The following is a 16,537-nucleotide window of genomic DNA, read 5'->3' on the forward strand; positions in this document are numbered from 1 at the left end:
GTCAAAATCGCTGGTCGCCAGGCCCAATCATCAAAGTGTCGAAGCCCGCTTCGCCCGAACGCTGGCAATGTAATTCAGTTGCCCTTTCGCCCGCTGGTCGTTCCTGTCCAGGTCCAGGCACTGCAGGTACATCTTCTCGGCTTCATCGAGGCGGTTTTGTTCGATGTAGACGTAACCCATGCCTCGCCAGGCGCGCGACAGTTCTGCATTTTTCACCTCGGGCGGTGAAAACTCCCTGGCGGCAGCTTCTGCCTTCTCGAAGGTTGCGAAGGCCGAAGGCCAGTCCCTCATGCCCAGGTACAGATTGCCCAGTTCACCAAGGTACTGCGAGTTTCTGGGCGCCAGAACCAGTGCCGACTCCAGGGCGCTTTTGGCCTCGCCGATGCGCCGGAGCTCCACCAGCGCGTAGCCTTTCAGGTACCAGGCGTCCGACCAGAGTGAAGACACCACGACAGCCCCCCTCTTGGGCTCTTCCCTGGATGTAGCCGCCTCCAGCATGTAGGCCAGGGAATCCATGTGCCAGCGCGCGGTGTAGAACTTTCGGCTGTCGTCTTTGAAGCGAAGTTCAAAAGCCGCGATGACCTTGTCAAAGTGATCGGTGATGGCCTGAACCGGCCGACCTGACCGCATGAGCCCTACACCCTGGACCAGTTGCTGCTCCAGCGCCACGTCTTCCGGGTTGCGAACGGCCGCCGGAGCAGCCTCTGCTGCGGGCGGCGAAGCCGGCGCCGGCTGACCAAAGGCAGAAAGAGTGAATGCAGCTGCGGACAGCAGCAACGAAAGTTTGCTGAATCTGATCATTTTTATTCCTCCCATCCAAAAACACCCCAGACGATACGCGAGCCATGGGCTCGCGCCTATGAGGGTTAGCGCGCGATGCTTGGCATGGCCATGCGGGGCGCAAGGGGTGGGGACATCCCGAATACCGCCGGGGCTCAGTTGGAGTTCAATACCCTACGCAGGAAACCAGACCGCTCGCGATCCGGCGGTTTGGCGCACATTTATTTGTTCATGGTGTCGGCACCATTCCCTGCAGCCGCCGGGTTGAGGATCACGCGCAACCAATACAAAGGAGACATCCCATGCATCGTCGCGCCCTTCTTGCCGCGTCCACCACGGTGGCCGCCCTCACCCTTGCCGGCATGCCTGTCCTGGCGCAGGACAAATACCCTTCAAAACCCATCACCTACATCGTGCCCTTCGGCCCGGGCGGCAGCACGGACGTGCTGGCGCGGCTGGTGACGCTCAAGGCTGGCCCGGCGCTGGGCACCAGCTTCGTCATCGAAAACAAGCCCGGCGCAGGCGGCGGCACGGGTTCCGACATCACGGCCAAGGCGCCGCCCGATGGCTACACCATCCAGGGCGGCACCATCAGCTCGCATGCCATCAACGTCAGCCTGTATTCGAAGCTGCCTTACGACCCGGTCAAGAACTTCCAGCCCATCACCATGATCGGCTCCATGCCCAACGTGCTGGTGGTGCGCGCCGACAGCCCTTACAAGTCGCTGCAGGACGTGATGGCCGCCATCAAGGCCAAGCCGGGCACCATCAACTACGCGTCGTCGGGCAACGGCACCTCGCAGCATCTGTCGGGCGCGCTCTTCGAGCAGCTGACCGGCAGCAAGATGGTGCACGTGCCCTACAAAAGCAGCGCGGAATCGCTCAACGCCATCCTGGCCGGCCAGGGCGCCGACGTCATCTTCGAGAACCTGGCACCGGCGCTGCCGCACATCAAGGCCGGCAAGCTGCGCGCGCTGGGCGTGACCTCTGAAAAACGCTCGGCGGCGCTGCCCGAGGTTCCCGCGCTGGCAGAAACGCTGCCGGGGTTTGCGATTGTGTCGTGGCAGGCCATCTTCGCGCCTGCCGGGGTACCGCAGCCTGTGGTGGACAAACTCTCCACCGAGATGATCAAGGCCATCAACGATCCTGAGGTCAAATCAAAACTCGTGGCCCAGGGCATCGAGCCGTCCGGCATGACACCCGCCGAACTCAGCGCGTTCCAGAAGGCCGAAATCGACAAATGGGCACGCGTGATCAAGGCGGGCAACATCAAGATTGAATGACTGGCCCGAACGGGTGGCGCGGCCCGCTTCCAATGCTTTGCGGTGGCCTGACCTGACGGGGCGGTAGCGTCCCGCCATCCTGCCGGTCGGGCGCTGGCACCGGCCACCCGAACAAGCTCCGTCATCCCGGCCTGCAGCCGGGATCCGCCCTCTTCTTCATATAGAAATCGGCCTCCAGCCCTTATTGGGCGTGCGGAACAAGCTATATATTCCATAGCAACTGACACCAGGTGACGGCTGGCTGTGCAGGCCCTTGTTGCCTTTTGTTGCGTTTTATTTGGCCTTTGCTGCCGTTGGCTGTCGATTCCGGGCACGCCGAATCGTCGTATGGTCAGAGGGCCTTTCCTCTGCTCTTAATTAAGGGAACCTGTCATGTCCACCAATACAGTCAAACTTCACCGCGTGCTGCGCTCCACCCCCGATCGTGTGTACCGCGCCTTCCTCGATGCCAATGCCATGGCCAAATGGCTGCCGCCGAACGGCTACACCGGCAAGGTCCATCAGATGGACGTCAAGCTGGGCGGCGGCTGGCGGATGTCGTTCTTCAACTTCACCACACAAGGCGAAATGTCATTCGGCGGCAAATACCTCGAGCTAGTGCCCAACGAGCGCATCAGCTACACCAGCGCTTTCGACGACAAGAACCTGCCGGGCGAAATGGTGACCTCCATCACGCTCAAGGCCGTGTCCGCCGGGGTTGAAATCAACATCGTGCAGGAAGGCATACCCGCCGTCATTCCCGCGGACCAGTGTTACGTGGGCTGGCAGCAGTCGCTGGTGCTGCTGGGGCAACTGGTCGAGGCGGAAATCAATCAGTGATCGCGGGGCGCGAGTCGGGCGCTGCGGTATGCTGCGCCCGCTCAAGGTTGCAGCATCGAGCTCTCGATGACTGACCAATATCGTTCTTGCATACCAACGTCATGCAATCACAGGAGAGCTGTATGAGAAAACTCATTGCATCCACATTCGTCTCGCTGGACGGCGTCATGCAGGCACCCGGAGGCCTCACCGAAGACTCCAGCGGAGGTTTCACACTGGGTGGCTGGATGTTCGCCTTCCTGGACGCAGAGGTGGACCTTTCGGCGGCAGGTTTCGATGGCAAAAACCGGGAGCTTGTGCTCGGCCGCCGAACCTACGACATCTTCGCGGCCTATTGGCCCCACCAGCCGGCGGACAATCCGATCGCCACGATCTTCAATGCGGCCAAAAAGCACGTGGCCTCCCGCACCTTGAAGTCATTGGAATGGAACCATTCGTCTGTGCTGGACGGTGATGTCGTTTCAGCCCTCACCGCGCTCAAGGCCCAGCCCGGACTCGATCTTCAAATCATAGGCAGCGGCAACCTGATCCAGACGCTGCAAGCCGCTTCGCTCATTGACGAATACCACGTGTGGACCTACCCGGTGGTGCTCGGCCACGGCAAGCGCCTGTTTGAAAGCGGAGCAAAGCCAGGTGCACTGCGCGTCGTGGATTCGAAGGTTTCAAAAACCGGCGTAGTGATGAGCACCTATGTTCCAGCCGGGGAGATTGTGCTCGGCACGATTGGCGAGGCCGAGCCAGCCGCCAGGAATTAACCTGACCGGCCAGATGGCAAAAGCTCCGGTGTAAACAGGCGCTCAGACGAGGGGTCGCCGTCATTCCTGCGGCTGAGATGCTGGGCTGCTCGGAGCGGTTGCCCGCCGGCCGCTTCCGGAGCAAGATAACGGCTCCATGTTTTTCCTTTGGCCCCAATACCTCTGGCTGATGCTGGCGCTGCCCCTGCTGCCGGTGACCTACCTCTGGCTGCTGCGGCGCAAGGGCAAGCTGGCGGTGCGCTACAGCAGCATGGCCCATGTTCGCGCCGCGACCGCCGGGCGCCAGTGGCGGCGGCACGTGCCACCCGCCCTGCTGTTGCTGGCCTTCGCCGGATTGTTGCTGGCTGCGGCGCGTCCCATGGCGCGGGTGCCGCTGCCCTGGGCACGCTCCACCATCATCCTGGCGATGGATGTTTCTCTGAGCATGCAGGTCAGCGACGTCAAGCCCACCCGCATGGTGGCCGCGCAGGATGCGGCGAAGCTGTTCCTGAGCGAGCTGCCAAAAAACATCGAAGTCGGGCTGGTCACCTTTGCAGCCAGCAGCCAGGTAGCGCAGGCCGCCACGCTGGAGCGCCCCACATTGGTGAAGGCGATCGACGCATTCCAGATGCAGATCGGGACCGCCGTCGGCAGCGCCATCGTGACCAGCCTGGCCGAGCTGTTTCCGGACCAGGGCATCAACCTCGAGGAAATGACCTTCGGCAGCAAGCCGCGCGGGCGCAGCCTGGACGACAAGGTCAAACCGCCGCCCCGGCAGATCACACCCGTGGCGCCGGGCTCGTACGACGCCGCGGCCATCATCCTGCTGAGCGATGGCCGCCGCACCACGGGGGTGGACACATTGGAAGCGGCAAAGATGGCCGCAGACCGGGGCGTGCGCATTTACGTCATCGGCTTGGGGGTGGGCGGCAACGGCGCGATGACCGAAGACATGCCCATCTACCTGCAACTGGACGAACCCACCCTGCGCGAGGTAGCACGCATGACCGGTGGCGAATACCACCATGCGGGCACAGCGGAAGCGCTGCGCAGCGTTTACGAAAACCTGGGGTCGCGGGTGCAGGTGCAGACGCGTGAAACGGAAGTCACGGCCTTGCTAGCTTTGCTCTCGGCGGTGCTTGCTCTGGCGGCGGGGGTTCTGTCGCTGCTCTGGTTTCGGCGCGTTGTGTGAGGACCTGAGGTCAGCCGAGCATCCAATGAAACCTCTGGGCATCCGGGCGCCAGCACCACATCACTACCACGCGCCCTCAGAGAACTGCCCCATAGGCCTGCGCCCCTGAGGCTGCCAAATCAGCCGCCGCGGTAGGCCCGCTCCTTTCGTTCAGAGTCACTTTTATTCAACTTGAAGCTAATCAGTATTCACTTTTTGCCTTCAGCCTTCTGCGCCAGCTTGTTCAGCCTGACCTCAATAGATTTCCGTACCTTGGCCGTAAATGCCAATGTTCGAGGCTCAGTCCGGCCTTTACCTTGCATTAAGCGGACAGCGATCTTGATAGGCTCGTCAAGCGCGTCACTGGCGGTACGCTCGGATCGCAACAATTTCATAAGCCCATCTGCATGCCGAGCTGCCGCTCGCGAACTAAGGTCAAGGGCCGGAGTACCTTGATGAAATAACTTGAAGGCATACATGATTTGATAGCGCGCGGGCCTCATTCCACCGGTAATCCGACCAGTCCTCAGAAAATACTCGACCCAATAGTTGAGCAGAGCAGCTACATAGTAGGGCTCGAACTTATGGTTCTCGGCAAATATTGAGATCCCCAGTCCTTTGACCAACGAACTGAATTCCCTTGCTGTCTTGTGAGGCTCATCACGATAGGTCGCGGCTACCGCCTTCACCAGCCCTAACGGAGTCACAATTTTTGCTTTATCAATTTTCGCCCCTGAGTACTGCTTCATTCTTCGTTCATAAACCAATCCTGGAGATGAATGAGTGGCAAAGAAAGCCTCCAAGCCCTTCTGAAAATCAGTGATAGCGAGCAATTGAGGCTGAGTAACCTCTGTCTGATTATTTGTCGCTTGGATTACGTCACGTATTACCTTGTCATCAGACGTTTCCATGACGCGGAGTGGGATCATCACCCCGTCTAAAGACACAGCATCCATCCGAGCCAAAACGTTGCTCGTTTGGCATCCATTTACGATCTGGTAATCCTCTAAAAATAGACGATCATTCACTGGGCGAAGCTTTCGCGCAATTACAGTCACGCCGTTATTCATCACTACAAATCGTCTTTTCCGAATCGGATCTTTCAGCGTTTCCTGCATTAGGGAGTTAACGGCATTGTGACCCTGCCAATCTCGCACATTGTCATAAAAAACAGACTGCATGACTTGTCCCGCGGCACCCACGACTAACTTCAAGAATTCGGTAGCCGGAACCACACCAACGTACGCGTTCTTTATCTTTTCAATATCACCTAATGCAACTTTTTTCGGAAAGTTGAGCTCCGCGGATAGTTGATTAGTAAGTTGTTTGTAACGTTTCTGAATATCGGCCGCGCCCAACAAATCTATATTTATGGGACCAAAATTTCCAGTCGCCCGCAACCGTTTTTTTATCTGAGTAATTTTCTTGAAAAAATGGACGTCGCTTTCGGTAGGAGGGCTTCCACTCGTCACATAAAAAAGAGAAATTGCAGGATTGGCATCACGAAAAAGTTTTGCATGGTCAAAAACCTTAGTCCAGACTTCGTGAAATCTATTAACTTTTTCGTTGTCGGCGGGCGTGCTGCCCTGAGTCACAAAATAATCAACAAAATCGCCGAGCCCACCCAGTGCTTTGACATCGAAACCGGGTGATGTTTTGGCTTGCCCAAAGATGAAATGTGCATCTATATATTTGTTTGTTTCCGCAAGAGCGTCTATTTCATCTGGATCATTTACTGGGACGCCATTTACTATGGCAACTACGAAATCAATGTCCGGTTGGCCGTCTTCCCCAACCACAAAATCCTGCGGTGAAACCGTTTGAAGTGCTACTGGTTCAACAGCTATAAATGCAGCAAATCTCTCAAACGCATCACTCTCACTCATGTCACTCGGCAAGCTGTTTTGGTTTCGAAAGTCGTTAAGTAAGCTCTCGATAATTTTATTCATTCCATCCCTCGATTGTTAATTTTTGACGGCTAGACACAACCGGCGTCACAGTCGCATTCGTTCTACCAGCATAAGCGCATTCCCGTCGTTGTAACAGAGGGGTAATACGCCAGCAATATTCCCATGACTTCTTGGCGAAAGCCATTTCGAATCTTTTTAAGTCATGCCGAACGCCAAATTCGGCAGAAAACTGAACTCTTCCTTTGCAGAAGGATGACACGCACCCGACTTCAACAGTGAATATGCCCAGCGCCGCACCTCGCCTGGAATAACGAGTGGAGCCCTCCCGCACAAGGTCAGGCATTACAGCGGTATCGCCGGTTTGCCGCCGCGCACTGTGCAAGACAGGTTCACTCAGGCCCTGCACGCCCTAATCAACACCACAGGACCCCCATGACCGATCCACGCAACATTGCCCGCGACAAAAAAATCCAGCAGAAAAAGAAACACTACGGCGAAGAAATCGCCCCCCAGCACGGAACATGCCGTTCAACCCGACAAGAAGCCGCATCTCCACGCCACCGACAAGCCGGATGCCGACAGCGAGACGGTTGAGAAGGACGAACAACCTGCCGGATGAACGACCGGCGCCCTACCCGCTCAGCGAAAAACCCGCTACGCATTTGCAGCGGGCTTTTTTATGGGTACCGTGCTCCACCGAACACTTCTATTTGCCGTCGGCCTTCGCATAGGCGATGCGTGTCATGTGATATTGCAGATGCAACAAGGCAAAAAGGAGAGTCATTGCGCCGGACATCTCCAGCTGCATCGGTTCGATCTGGTTGTAATGATCCAGCATCGTCCTGCGGATCGAATAGACGCCGGCGTAAAAGACGATGCAGGAACCAAGCAGAAACGGCAACTCCAGGCTTTTAAATCCGCTATCGGAGGACGCGGCGAAGACCAGGCTAAGCAGAAAAAGAAACACATCTCCGGCAAAAAAGGCGGTTGCTTTCGATTCCGGATCGACTTTGCGCGCCCAACTGGATTGGACAAACATCCAGACGAACTGGAATACGCCAAAAGAAATGACCGTGAACAGCAGCAGGAGTGACCAATGCAGTTTGGGCGGCGGGGGGAAGGCATCGCCAGCCGATTGGCTGTGTCGCGCCACTGGCCGTGTGAACGGCTCCGTCTGGAAATCACTCATACCGCTCCCTTTTTGGTCTTGCGTGATGATAGGCGCGCAAACGCACTGGGTCATCCTCCAAATAGAGGGGTTTCATGAATGTTTACGAGTGAACAACAAGCCCCGGCTCCGCGAGTTCACTTGAGGGCTTACCAAGCCTTCAGGCGGCTAATCCTCAAGCACAAAGCGGATAGGAACGACGACCAGACTGTCAACAGCCAAACCGCTGCGATCCCGCGCCGGAACGAACCTGGCCCTGCGCAAGTAGGCAAGCGCCGCCTCATCAAGCAAGGCATGCCCGGAGCTGGTGCGTATCTGGACATCCGCTGCGGCGCCGCTGGCCAGCACCCGCAGTTTCACCATCACCTGCCCCTGCAGCTCCTGGCGCAATGCCGCGGGTGGATATTCCGGCGTCAAAGGCGCTTCTGGCCGGGCGTAGGTCGCCAGAACAGGAGCCGCACCAGGTGTGTCGCGGTCGCCAACGGCCGGCGGGGTCTGCGCCAGTGCTGCTGCCGCACCCATCAAGGCTGCAGCGAACAGCAGCTGCTTTTTCATCACTGGAGAGCCTTGCCGAGCCGCGCCATGCCTTCTTCAATCTTCCCCACATCCGCGGTAGCAAAGCTCAATCTGAACGTGCTCACATCCGGCTTGCTGGCGTAAAACGGCGCCCCCGGCACAAACGCCACACCCTGCTCAATCGCCTTCTTGGCAAATTCACCGGCGTCTTTCGTCTTGCCGCCCGCGCCCGTGAGCCGGGCCCAGAAGAACAGGCCGCCTTGGGGTTGCGTGAACTCCACCGCGTCACCCAGCTCGCGCTTGAGCGCGGCGCCCATGGCCAGGGCGCGCTCGCCGTACACCTTGCGCACATTGGCCAGGGTGGCGGGCATGCGGCCGGCTTTGAGGTATTGCGCGGCCGTGGCCTGAGCAAAGGTGCTGGTGTGCGCGTCGCTGAACTGCTTGCACATGGTGGCCTTGGCCAGCAGCTCGGCGGGGCCGATCATCCAGCCCACACGCAGGCCGGGGCTCAGCACCTTGCTCATGCTGCCGCAGTGGGCAATCAGTTCCCTGCTCCCTGGCACGTCTTTGCTCAGGCTCAGGATGCTGGGGGGCGGCGCTGCGTTGAAGTAGAGGTCGCCATACGGGTCGTCCTCGACGATCAGGGTGTTGTACTTGACGGCCAGCTCCAGCACCTTCTTGCGGCGCTCCAGGCTCAGCATGGCCCCGCTGGGGTTGCCGAAGGTAGGAATCAAATACACAAACTTGGGCTTGTGCTCGGCCATCAGCTTTTCCAGCTCGTCGGTTTTGACGCCGTTGGCGTCGATGGGCGCGCTGATGAGTTCTGCGCCGTACAGGCGGAAGCACTGGATGGTGGCCAGGAAGGTGGGCGCTTCCACAATCACCTTGTCGCCGGGGCTGATCATGGTTTTGCCGAGCAGGTCCAGCGCCTGCTGGCTGCCGGTGGTGACGATCAGGCCGTCTGGCGACACGCTCACGCCCTTGGTGCCCATAAAGGCGGCGAGCTGTTCGCGTAGCGGGTTGTAGCCTTCGGTGGCGCCGTATTGCAGCGCGCCGCCGGGTTCTTCCGTCAGGGCCTTGTTGGCCGCTTCCTGGATGCCGGCCACGTCGAACATGGCGCTGTCGGGGAAGCCACCGGCAAAGCTGATGATGCCGGGCTTGCCCAGCAGCTTGAACAGTTCGCGGATGGCGGAGGTTTCAACGTTGTTGAGGCGATCGGCAAAGGGAAGTGACATGGCAGGCAGCATTGAGTTGGAGGGAATGGGTAGATGTTAGCGCCGTCGCGCGCAGGATTCCTGCTTTCGCGACGGCACCGCCTCATAGCCAGCCTTCCCGCCCACCCTTCAGGCCACTTCAAACCACCTCAAGCCGGTGCCAGGCCCCGCTGCGCCGCACGCCAGGCGGTGATCTGGCGCAGCAGCATGGGCACGCATAGCGCCGCACCCAGCAGCGTGGGCGTGAGACCTGGGGCAATCAGCAGCAGCGCGGCCAGCACGCACAGGGCCTGCTCCCAGCGGCTCATTTCCACCAGCGCAAACCTGCTCAGTGCCGCGGCCAGCACGGTGATGCCGAGCACACAGCCGGTGAAAGTGACTGCAAAGTCATACCACGTGAAGCCTTTGGCCACCAGCAGCAGGCTGGGCGAAAACACAAACACAAAAGGCACCAGCACCTTGGCCAGCCCCAGCCGGAAGGCGGTGTTGCCGGTTTTGAAGGGGTCGCCGCCGGCCATGCCTGCCGCGGCATAGGCGGCCAGGGCCACGGGCGGCGTGATGTCGGCCAGCACGCCGTAATAAAACACGAAGAAGTGCGCCACCAGCGGCTCCACCCCCAGCTGCACCAGCGTGGGCGCGGCCACCGTGACCATGATGATGTAGTTGGCCGTGGTGGGAATGCCGCAGCCCATGAGGATGCAGACCATGCCGGTCATGACCAGCGCAGCGAACAGGGTCATGCCCTGCTGGCTGGCCAGCCCGGCCGGCACGATGACGCTGAGCACCTGCGAGATGCTCTGCGCCGCGCTGGTGATGATGTAGCTGACCTTGAAGCCCACACCCGTGAGCGTGACCACACCGATCACCAGGCCCACGGTGGCGGCGGCGGCACCCACGGCCAGCGCGTACTTGGCGCCGGTTTCCAGGGCCTCCCCAATCACGGGGTAGCCAATGCGCCCGCGCACGCCACCCAGCAAGGCCGCCGCACCCAGCACCAAGCCGCCGGCGGCAAACAGGCCCAGGCGAATCCACTCGGTTTGTGTGCCCCAGTCCACAAAGGCCATGGCCACCAGAATGCCGTGCAGCACTGCCAGCAGGCCCCAGTTGCGCGCGGTGTTGCCCTGCATCAGCGTGCTCAGCCCCACGATGGCGCAGGAAGTAATGCCCACAAAGGCCGCCAGGTAAGGCGTGCGGCCGGAGACAAGAATCCAGATCATCAGCACCAGCGGAATCAGCGTGGGCCAGCGCTGGCGCAATGACTCGCGCAGCTTGGGCATTTCCTCGTCGGTCAGGCCGCGCAGGCCGTGGCGCTTGGCCTCGAAGTGCACCTGCATGAACACGCCGAAGAAATGCATGAAGGCCGGCACGATGGCGGCGGCAATGATGGTCTGGTAGGAGACGTTCAAAAACTCCACCATCAGGAAGGCGGCAGCGCCCAGCACCGGTGGCGTGATTTGCCCGCCGGTCGATGCCGCGGCTTCAACGGCCCCGGCAAACTCGCGCTTGTAACCCACCCGAATCATGGCCGGAATGGTGAGCGAACCCACGGTGACTGCATTGGCCACCGACGAACCGCTGAGCATGCCGAACATGGCGGAGCCGAACACGCTGACCTTGGCCGGGCCGCCGGCGTAGCGGCCGGCCACGCTGGAAGCCATGTCAAGAAACAGCTGGCCCAGCCCGATGCGCGTGGCCATGACGCCAAACAGCACAAAGTGAAAAACATAGGTAGCCACCACGCCCACCGCCACGCCATAAATGCCCTGGCTGGTGAGGTACTGGTGGTTGACCAGCTGCGACCAGGAAGCGCCGGCGTGTTTGAGCAGGCCGGGAAACATGGGGCCGGCCAGGGCGTAGATGCTGAAGCCAATGGCAATCAGCGGCAGCGGCCAGCCCATGCTGCGGCGGGTGGCCTCCAGCAGGGTGATGATCAATACGGAGCCGAACAACACGTCCACATTGCTGGGGTTGCCGACGCGGAAAGCCAGGTCGGAAAACACCATGGGGATGTAGAGCACGCTGGCCGCGCAGGCCAGGCCCAGCAGCCAGTCCACCAGCGGCACGCCGCCCGGGCTGGCCCAGCTGTGGGCAACCGGCTCGGCCTGCGCCTTCTTGCTGGCCGAAAACACCAGGAAGATCAGGCCCAGCACAAAGGCCAGGTGCACCCCGCGGTGCGTGACCTCCTGCAGCAGGCCGAAGCCGGCGGTGTAGTAATGAAAGCACGACAGCGCCACCAGCAGCCACTTGATGATCTGCGTGGCCGGCGGCACCGATGGGCGAAAGCGCATCTCGGGGTCGAACTTTTCTTCCAGCTCCAGCAGGGTCTTGTCGTCGGGCAAGGCGGTGGGAATGGCGGGTGCGGTCATGGTGCAAGCTCCAGAAAAAAGAACGGGCGAGTCATGGCTCGCCCGCAATACATCGCGCGGAAGCGCTGCTTACTTCAGCAGGCCCACTTCCTTGTAGTACTTCTCGGCACCGGGGTGAAACGGAATACCCACCGCTTTGACGGCGTTTTCCTTGGTGATGAACTTGCCCTTGGCATGGCCGGCAGCCAGTGTTTTCTGCGTGGCGTCGTTGAACAGCGCCTTGGTGATCTGGTAAACGGTTTCAGTGTCGGCTTTGGCGCTGGTGACCCACTGGGCGCCCACGGCCAGGGTCTGCACGGCCGCGGTGTCCTTGTAGGTGTTGGCAGCAATGGTGTCCACCGCAAAGTAGGGGTTGGCTGCGCGCAGGGCGTCGGCTTGCGGGCCGCCCAGGGCAACGAGCTCAATGCCGGTGCCGCTGGAGGCCAGCTCGGCAATGGCGCCTGCCGGTGCACCACCCACGAAGAAGAAGGCGTCGAGTGCACCGTCCTTGAGCTTGTCGCCGGCCTGGTTGGGCTTGATGTATTCGGGCTTGATGTCGGTTTCTTTCACGCCGTAGGCAGCCAGCACCATGCGGGCATTGATGAGCGTACCGGAGCCGGGCTCGTCCAGTGCCACGCGTTTGCCCTTGAGGTCAGCCACGCTCTTGATGCCCGAGCCCTTCTTGACCACCAGGTGAATGCTCTCGGGGTAGAGGTTGGCAATCATGCGCAGGTCGCTGATCTTGGGCTTGCCTTCGAAGGCGCCGGTGCCGGTGTAGGCCCAGCTAGCCACGTCAGACTGGGAAAAGCCCGACTCGATGGCGCCGCCGGCAATGCCGGTGACGTTGGCCAGGGAACCATTGGCCGCCTGGGCCGTCACGATGATCTTGCCGGGCTGGGACACCGCATTGGCGATCATGCCGCCCACCGGGTAATAGGTGCCGGCCGTGCCGCCCGTGCCGATGCGGAAGAACTGCTGGGCCTGCACGGCGCCGCCCATGGCAAGGGTGGCAACCAGCGCGCTGGCAAAAAACTGCTTTAGCTTCATGAGAATCTCCTGGGAAGGGGTGGGGTTGAGGGCTGCGGAAAACGTGGGCGCCATGACGCGCCCTGTCGGCGACATGGATGATAACCATCTGGTCAGGGAAACGGCTTTTGCGCGGGGGCGGCAATGGTGGGAATGCATGGCGCTTCTTTGTGGTTCAGGCCGTGGGGGTGAAGCCGGCGTCCATCGGCCCGCTTTTGGCATGGAAGTTTCGTGCCGACGAAAAGGCGGTGGCCAGTTCCCTGAACTTGCGGTTGTGCACGTACTGGCGAAACAGCGCCAGCGAATCGCTGATGCGGTCTATCTCTTCAATCAGCGGCTGCGCGTTGTGGATGGCGATGTCGGCCCACAGCTGGGCGTCGGACGAGCCCAGCCGGGCAAAGCTCTGGAAACCCGTGCCGCGGTAAGCCATCCAGGCGCCGGTTCCTTCACGCGAGGCCAGGCTGTGCAGGTAGGCGTAACTCAGCACCTGCGGCAGGTGGCTGACGGCCGCATACACGGCGTCGTGTTCGGGCGCCGCCATGGTGGTGGTGCTGGCGCCCAGGGCGCGCCAGAAGTCACTGGCCAGGTCAAACGCGCCCTGCGCGGTGTGGGCGTCGGGTGTCAGAACGCACAGCTTGCCCTGGAAAAGGTCGCCTTCGGAAGCTTCCCATCCGTGGCTGGCTTTGCCGGCAATCGGGTGGCAGGGAACAAAACGCGCGGCCGCGTGGTGCGGCCAGGCCCGGAGAGCTTCCACCACGGGCGCCTTCACGCTCGCCACATCAATACACACCGCGTGGCCGGCTGCCATCTGCATCTTGTTGTGGGCCAGCCATTCCAGCAGTGTGCCCACGGGCTGGCACAGCACCACCAGGTCGTGGTCCAGAAACAGCCCGTCGGGCGAGCTTGCGATTTCATTGGCAAAACCCTGCGCCAGCACGGCGTCGCAGGTGGCGCCGTCCACGTCGAAGCCGGTCACATGGCCCTTGAAGCCGGCTTCGCGCAGGGCCTTCAGGATGGAGCCGCCAATCAGGCCCAGGCCGCAGACGGCGATGCGCTCCAGTTCCAGAAAGCGGGTGTGGCGGATGTTGGGCATGGCCGCAGTGTAGGGGTGGCAAGCCATGACGGGTAATGCCAAAATGGCCGCTTCATATAACTTCGTGTTAAGCCATGAACCTGCGTCAAATCGAGGTGTTCCGGGCCGTCATGCTGGCGGGGTCGATCTCGGGCGCGGCCCTGGCCCTGCATGTGTCGCAACCCGCCGTGAGCCGCTTGATCCGCTACCTGGAAGTCAAGCTGCGCGTGGTGCTGTTCGACCGCACCGGCGGCCGCCTGTACCCGACGCCCGAGGCACGGGCACTGATGCGCGAGATCGAGGACGCGTACCACAGCATCGACCGCGTCAGGGCCTGCGCTGAGCAGCTGCACCACGGCGTGGCCGACCGGCTGCGCATTGCCACCAACCTGAGCACCGCCCTGGAACTGGTGCCGCGCGCCATCGCCGGGCTGAAGACCAGCATGCCCAAGCTGCATGTGTCGGTGGAGATCGCCACCCATGCGCAGATCACCGACCAGCTGCTGGCCGGCGTCTGCGACATCGGCGTGGTGGCCTTTGTGCAAACGCAGCACCCGGCCGTGACCGCGCAGCTGATTGGTGAAGGCGACGTGTTGTGCGCCATGGCCGCCACCCACCCGCTTGCCAGCCACAAGCGCGTCACCCTGGCCGCACTGGCGCAGCACGACATCATTTCCTTCGGCACCGAAACAGCGCACGGCAAGATGCTCACCCGGCTGCTGGGAGAACGCAGCCAGCCCATGATGCCCACGGTGGATGTGCGCTACGCCTATGTGGCCTGCAGCATTGCTGCCAGCGGCTACGGCGTGGCGGTGGTGGACGACCTGACGGCCTGCCGCTTCGCCCACTCGGGCCTGGTGCTCAGGCCGCTGTCCAGGGCGGTGCGTTACCAGGCCTATGCCCTGGGCAGCACGGAACGCCCGCTGTCGGCCGGCGGCCGCGAAATGGTGCGGCTGCTGGGCCAGCACTGGGCTGCGGCGCGTGGAGACAGGTCGGGCAAACAGGCTGCGCACGTACTGCCATAAGGTCGGCAGGTTTTACACTGGCAGGCCATGAAAACTGCGAACGCCGCCACGCTTTCCTGCTGCGGAAAAAACGGCATGGCACAACCATGAGCGCGCCGGACCACAGACGCGCCTACGTCGCCCGCATCAACCGCGTGGTGGACCACATCAGCACACATCTGGGTGACACGCTGGACCTGCAGACACTGGCCGGTGTGGCGCATTTTTCGCCCTGGCACTTCCATCGCCTGTTTCAGGCGATGACGGGCGAGACGCTGGCTGACTGCGTGCGCCGCCTGCGGCTGGAAGCGGCGGCACAACGCCTGCTGGCTTCGCCACCCCAGGCTGCACTGGCCGTGGCACTGGAAGTGGGATTTGCGTCGGCCGAAGTGTTCACGCGGGCCTTCGGCGCGCACTTCGGCATGACACCCACCGCGTGGCGGCGCGGCGGCTGGCGCAACTGGTCGGCCAGCCGGCGCGAACAACTGAGCAAGATTCATCAAGAGGTGCGCAAGGCGAATCAAGCCGCCGAGCCAAGCTTCCAGCACGATGGTGACAGCTGGCCATCGGGTCAGCCCACCACTGAAAAAGGAATGCTGATGGAAGTCGAACTCAAGACCCTGCCCACCCTTCGCCTGGCCTACATGCGCCATACCGGCCCCTATGGCCACCCCGATATTGGCGCCACCTGGCAACGCTTCTGGGCATGGCTGGGGCAACACGGGCTGGACCCGGAACGGATTTACGGCATCGTCCAGGACGACCCGGAAGTCACCCCCGCCGACAAGTGCCGCTATGACTGCTGCTTCGAGGTCGATGCCGCCTTTCAGCCACAGGGCGAAATCGGCGTGCAGACTTTTGCCGGTGGCCGTTATGCCTGCGCACCCTTCACCGGCACGGGCGCGACCATTCACGCCGCATGGATGCGCCTGTTCGGCGAGTGGCTGCCGCAAAGCGGCTACCAGGCCGATGACAAACCCTCACTGGAACTGCACGAAGGTGATTTTGTGGTGGATGAAAAAACCGGGGCCTTCCGCTGCCTGCTGTGTATGCCGGTGCGGCCGCTGTAAGCCGGAAAGCTTTGCGGGAGAGGCCGTGCCGGTCACGGCACCCGGCCTCTCTGCGCCTGTTCAAGCGACATCTCGCGGCTCTCAAAACTCCGTCCACTCACCACCTGCCGCACCCGCTGCCGCCAGCTGCCGGGGCTGTGACGCCGGTGCCTGCTTGCGTGCCGGTGCCGCTATCGCACGTTTGGCTGCAGGCGGCTGCGCAGGCTGGCGGGCCGGTGCCGTGCGCTGGGGCGGCGCCACGTAATGCACCGCCTGGCTGCTGTCCAGCCGGAACACACTGACCACCTGAGACAGGCCGCTGGCCTGCTCCTGCAATGACGAGGCCGCCGCTGCAGCTTCTTCCACCAGCGCCGCATTCTGCTGCGTCACCTGGTCCATCTGCGTGATCGCCTGGTTGATCTGCTCTATCCCGGCCGTCTGCTCCT

The 16,537-nt window shown here is 61.5% G+C and carries 15 protein-coding genes and 1 pseudogene; 7 read left to right on the forward strand and 9 right to left on the reverse strand.

What is annotated here, in order from left to right; translation table 11 throughout:
* Window positions 1-30: 30 nt before the first annotated feature.
* Window positions 31-801 (reverse strand): tetratricopeptide repeat protein, encoded by a 771-nt coding sequence (locus WA904_RS17600; RefSeq protein ID WP_425198423.1) that lies wholly within the window; start codon window positions 799-801, stop codon window positions 31-33.
* Window positions 802-1,082: 281 nt separating this feature from the next.
* Between WA904_RS17600 and WA904_RS17605 the strand changes: the two genes are divergently transcribed.
* The 4 genes from WA904_RS17605 (at window position 1,083) to WA904_RS17620 (ending at window position 4,808) form a co-directional block, all read left to right on the forward strand.
* On the forward strand, window positions 1,083-2,063 hold the full coding sequence (locus WA904_RS17605; protein ID WP_425198424.1) for a Bug family tripartite tricarboxylate transporter substrate binding protein: 981 nt from the start codon (window positions 1,083-1,085) through the stop codon (window positions 2,061-2,063).
* Window positions 2,064-2,435: 372 nt separating this feature from the next.
* Entirely contained in the window at window positions 2,436-2,882 is a 447-nt protein-coding gene (locus tag WA904_RS17610; RefSeq protein WP_425198425.1) for an SRPBCC family protein, read from the forward strand.
* A gap of 122 nt (window positions 2,883-3,004) precedes the next feature.
* Complete coding sequence (locus tag WA904_RS17615; RefSeq protein WP_425198426.1) at window positions 3,005-3,637, forward strand: dihydrofolate reductase family protein; 633 nt, start codon at window positions 3,005-3,007, stop codon at window positions 3,635-3,637.
* 136 nt (window positions 3,638-3,773) lie between these two features.
* Window positions 3,774-4,808 carry a VWA domain-containing protein gene (locus tag WA904_RS17620; RefSeq protein ID WP_425198427.1) on the forward strand — a complete coding sequence of 345 codons (1,035 nt, stop codon included), beginning with the start codon at window positions 3,774-3,776 and terminating at the stop codon, window positions 4,806-4,808.
* A 188-nt stretch (window positions 4,809-4,996) separates the two neighbouring features.
* On the opposite strand, the gene WA904_RS17625 is transcribed toward WA904_RS17620, so the two are convergent.
* Complete coding sequence (locus tag WA904_RS17625; RefSeq protein ID WP_425198428.1) at window positions 4,997-6,736, reverse strand: AIPR family protein; 1,740 nt, start codon at window positions 6,734-6,736, stop codon at window positions 4,997-4,999.
* Between the two features lie 393 nt (window positions 6,737-7,129).
* Here WA904_RS17625 and WA904_RS17630 point away from each other — a divergent pair, with 393 nt between their 5' ends.
* Window positions 7,130-7,291, forward strand: coding sequence for a hypothetical protein (locus WA904_RS17630; RefSeq protein WP_425198429.1), 162 nt, complete (start codon window positions 7,130-7,132; stop codon window positions 7,289-7,291).
* A 112-nt stretch (window positions 7,292-7,403) separates the two neighbouring features.
* On the opposite strand, the gene WA904_RS17635 is transcribed toward WA904_RS17630, so the two are convergent.
* The 6 genes from WA904_RS17635 to WA904_RS17660 form a co-directional block, all read right to left on the reverse strand.
* Window positions 7,404-7,886, reverse strand: coding sequence for a hypothetical protein (locus tag WA904_RS17635; protein WP_425198430.1), 483 nt, complete (start codon window positions 7,884-7,886; stop codon window positions 7,404-7,406).
* 147 nt (window positions 7,887-8,033) lie between these two features.
* Window positions 8,034-8,420 carry an energy transducer TonB gene (locus WA904_RS17640; protein ID WP_425198431.1) on the reverse strand — a complete coding sequence of 129 codons (387 nt, stop codon included), beginning with the start codon at window positions 8,418-8,420 and terminating at the stop codon, window positions 8,034-8,036.
* On the reverse strand, window positions 8,420-9,616 hold the full coding sequence (locus tag WA904_RS17645) for a PLP-dependent aminotransferase family protein (RefSeq protein WP_425198432.1): 1,197 nt from the start codon (window positions 9,614-9,616) through the stop codon (window positions 8,420-8,422). The genes WA904_RS17640 and WA904_RS17645 overlap by 1 nt, the downstream gene beginning before the upstream one ends.
* A gap of 128 nt (window positions 9,617-9,744) precedes the next feature.
* Window positions 9,745-11,961 (reverse strand): TRAP transporter permease, encoded by a 2,217-nt coding sequence (locus WA904_RS17650; RefSeq protein WP_425198433.1) that lies wholly within the window; start codon window positions 11,959-11,961, stop codon window positions 9,745-9,747.
* A gap of 69 nt (window positions 11,962-12,030) precedes the next feature.
* Window positions 12,031-12,987 (reverse strand): TAXI family TRAP transporter solute-binding subunit, encoded by a 957-nt coding sequence (locus WA904_RS17655; protein WP_425198434.1) that lies wholly within the window; start codon window positions 12,985-12,987, stop codon window positions 12,031-12,033.
* A 154-nt stretch (window positions 12,988-13,141) separates the two neighbouring features.
* On the reverse strand, window positions 13,142-14,059 hold the full coding sequence (locus WA904_RS17660) for a prephenate dehydrogenase (protein WP_425198435.1): 918 nt from the start codon (window positions 14,057-14,059) through the stop codon (window positions 13,142-13,144).
* Window positions 14,060-14,133: 74 nt separating this feature from the next.
* Between WA904_RS17660 and WA904_RS17665 the strand changes: the two genes are divergently transcribed.
* Window positions 14,134-15,063 carry a LysR family transcriptional regulator gene (locus tag WA904_RS17665; RefSeq protein ID WP_425198436.1) on the forward strand — a complete coding sequence of 310 codons (930 nt, stop codon included), beginning with the start codon at window positions 14,134-14,136 and terminating at the stop codon, window positions 15,061-15,063.
* Window positions 15,064-15,149: 86 nt separating this feature from the next.
* Complete coding sequence (locus WA904_RS17670; RefSeq protein ID WP_425198437.1) at window positions 15,150-16,112, forward strand: AraC family transcriptional regulator; 963 nt, start codon at window positions 15,150-15,152, stop codon at window positions 16,110-16,112.
* A gap of 81 nt (window positions 16,113-16,193) precedes the next feature.
* On the opposite strand, the pseudogene WA904_RS17675 reads toward WA904_RS17670, so the two are convergent.
* Window positions 16,194-16,537: pseudogene (locus WA904_RS17675) on the reverse strand (methyl-accepting chemotaxis protein); the annotation flags it as partial.

The organism is Polaromonas sp. (assembly GCF_049790275.1).
Taxonomy (GTDB): Bacteria; Pseudomonadota; Gammaproteobacteria; order Burkholderiales; family Burkholderiaceae_C; genus Polaromonas.